We start from the raw sequence: 3,341 nt of genomic DNA on the forward strand, positions 1-3,341 counted from the left end.
ATATTGGCGACTTATATTCGTTATTATTTTTAATCAATTACCGATTAGAACTGATAGTTCAGATCCAAAGTGTATGAACGCCCTGGCGCTGGATAGCGGCCAACCGGACTGGTATCAATACCGCGGAAGTAGTAGTCCTCAGCAAACAAATTGTTCACTGCAACATTCATGCGTAACTTACTGTTTTCATCTTTATACAAGTCTGAGCCTAGGTTTAAGTTCCATACCATGTAAGCAGGTACTTTGCCTTTCGCACCCGTTGCATCTTCAGCACTGGTATTGGCATTGTCAGAATAAGACTCACTGAAATAGTAACCAGATAAGGTCGTATCTACCCGGCTAAAGGCGTAAGTCGCATCCCAGCTAAGCTGATGCTCGGATGTGTAAGGAAGTTGCTTACCTTTGTTTGCACCTTCTGCCTCTATCGTCGCATCCAAATAGTTATAACCCGCGCCTAAACTCAGAGCTTGCATAGCCTGCGGAACATAACGACCTGAAAGCTCAATACCTTGATGAAGCGTTTTACCAATATTGTCAAAGGTCTGCGTTCCGCTTTGCCATTGGAGTTGGTCTTCAAAATCAATGCGGTAGAGCGCGACATTAAAGCTAGTTGAATCTTGATTGTAACGAGCACCCAACTCGTAGTTCCATGCTAGCTCACTGCCCTCTTCACCCTTGCCTCGGATGTAAGCGATTTGTGGTGCGCGCAAAGATTTCTGCGCATTGGTGTACCCAACCCATTGCTCAGTTAAATGGTATGCCACGGTTAAGCCCGGCAACCACTCCGTCACTTTGTTGTCTGTACTCTGAGCTTTACCCTTATCATTAAAGGTCATATCAATCGATTCGTAACGAATACCTGGAGTAACCTTTAGCACGTCGTTAAACAGGCCAACTTCATTGCTGATGTAACCTGCGAATGCATCGGTATTCAAGTTCCAATCACGTGGCACTTTTGTTACTCCGCCAGCAATTGGCGTTTGCGTTAGCTTGTAATCGATATCTTCATTTACATAGCGAGCACCTACAATCAAGTTTTGCGTCACCGTATTACCGTCAAAGTACATCGCTAACTTAGGTTCCACACCATAAACAGCGAATTCACGTGGTGAGGTGCGAATATCTGTTGATGGTAATGCTGGATCAGCCCAGTGACCGCCTGCGCTATTAAAGCCCCATTGGAAGAAACGCTCAGAGTGGTGACCGAATGTCAGAACCTCTAACTCTGCGCCATCTGCAATATTCAAATCATGCAAATACTTCAGGCTCCAACGCGTTGATGTGCCTTTGTATTCGTCATATGGTCGCTTCGATTGAGTACGATCTTTCTGGTAATCTTTTGGCGATAAAGCGCCCGGCATTTGGGTGTCGGCATCGTAACGCTGAACGAATGCTTGTAGCTCCTGGGTATCACTGAGTAACCATTGCAACTTCGCTTGGAAGTTTTTTACATCCGTATCTGAATGATCACGGAAGCTTTCACCTTTTAGGAAGTTACCTTCCACTTGAAGTGCCAGCGTATCGGTTAACCAACCACCGGTACGTAGGTAAAAGTCATTCAGTGGTGTATTACCATCTTCAAATACGGTGAAACGATTACTGATTTCCGTTTGCCACTCGTGTGGAATGGGCTTAGTCACCAAGTTGATCACACCACCCACGTTATTTGGCCCGTACTGCACAGCCGCACCACCACGTACGATATCAATTCGGTCAAGCATAGATAGCGTTGCTGGAAAAATAGATTGTCCGGTATGACCATAAGGCGCAAGAGTCAGTGGTACACCATCCATTAGAAATTGAGCATGACCACTGCGGCTCGCTTTCAAGCCGCGCACCGAGATGTTAGGCAATACACCCGTGCCCGTTTCGTCTTGAACCTTAATGCCCGGTACACTTTGAAATGCTGAATCAATAGAGAGTGCGCCAGTCTTTTTAATTTGTTCGTTAGTTAGAACGGTACGCGCTCCCGGATACTCTTTCACATCTTCTAATTCTGAATTACCGATCAAGCTGCCCGTCACGACAACCGTTTCCATGGTCGTCGTTTGCGGATCAGACGCAGCGAATGCACTCATGGAAGTCACTGAAGCGATGGCCGTTGCAAGTACGGTCAAGCGCAGTTTATGTTGCGCGTGGGGTTTACCATCCAAATTCTGGTAAGGCATGAAAATCTCCTAAGTAGGCAAATTAGGGTCAAAGGCTGTGCTTTTAAGTTATGCCAACGCTTTGACCCATTGGGCTAAACGACCTCAAAATGAGGCCAACTGTTCACTCACTCGTAGCGAACAAATCAATAGTTTTTTCAGTTGAAATAGCTTTTAGTCACGTACTAGCTCTTAGAAACGTAATAACGCTTAAAAATTAACGACTCTTAGAGCTGAACTCGCTTTTAGAACTGATAGCCGTAGCTGAGCATGAATTCAGCTGGCGCTCCGTAACCAATCTGGTTAGTACCCGACTTACCACTGGTTGCCCCAAGAATGTATTTCTCGCCAAGTACGTTATAAGCGTTCGCTTGAACTTTGTGACGACCCGTGGTGTACGCTGCCATCAAATCAACAGTGGTGTAATCACCTAATGCGACGGCTTCATTGTTACCTGCGTAGCGGTCCCCTACGTATTTCACACCACCGCCCAAACGCCAGTTTTCGTATAATTGGTAAGTACTCCAGAGTGAGAACAGATGATCGGATACATCATTCGGCTTTTTACCTGTATCTTTATCTTCTGCATCTAAGTAGCTATAACCAACTGAAATATCCCACAACTCTGTAATCTGACCGCGAGCTTCCAGTTCAATACCTTGGTGACGTGCTTCAATCTTATTGATAACGTCGCCATTAATATTGGTTTGTGGTTGTTCTTGATCAATTTGGAAAATAGCGGCATTGAGCATCAAAGCGTTATCGAGTAAGTAAGCTTTCGCACCCACTTCTTTTAGATCGGTATGGAAGAATTCAGCCAGTTTAGGGTTGATATAAATACCGGAGTAAGGCAATTGCCACGAACGAGCTAAGCTTGCGTATACCGACATATCGTTGTTGATGCGATAGACCAAGCCACCACGGTAGCTCACTTTGTTATCATCTAGCTTCTCTTGGGCTTTCCCGGCTTTTTGCTGCTCAAGTTCCATAGAGTCATAGCGCACGTTACCTATCACCGATAGATCACCCAAGGTGTAAACGTCTTGAAGGTAAATACCCGTCGTCGTCGTTGTGTTATCACGGAAAGGCTTGAAACCCGGATCAGGCGTTGCTCCTACGACGGGGTTATAGATGTGTTTCGGAGGTAAGGTTTTATCGCTTGCTAGCGTTAAATCGATATTGATCTGGTTATAA

The 3,341-nt window shown here is 45.4% G+C and carries 2 protein-coding genes; both read right to left on the bottom strand.

What is annotated here, in order from left to right; all coding sequences use genetic code 11:
- Positions 1–44: 44 nt before the first annotated feature.
- On the bottom strand, positions 45–2,168 hold the full coding sequence (locus tag AB4653_RS14895) for a TonB-dependent siderophore receptor (RefSeq protein ID WP_102257566.1): 2,124 nt from the start codon (positions 2,166–2,168) through the stop codon (positions 45–47).
- 224 nt (positions 2,169–2,392) lie between these two features.
- Positions 2,393–3,341, bottom strand: a 949-nt coding sequence (locus AB4653_RS14900) for a TonB-dependent receptor (RefSeq protein ID WP_372104589.1), incomplete at its 5' end; no start/stop codon positions are given.

Origin of the sequence: Vibrio sp. 10N.222.48.A3 (assembly GCF_041475345.1) — a bacterium.
GTDB classification, from domain to species: domain Bacteria; phylum Pseudomonadota; class Gammaproteobacteria; order Enterobacterales; family Vibrionaceae; genus Vibrio; species Vibrio tasmaniensis_A.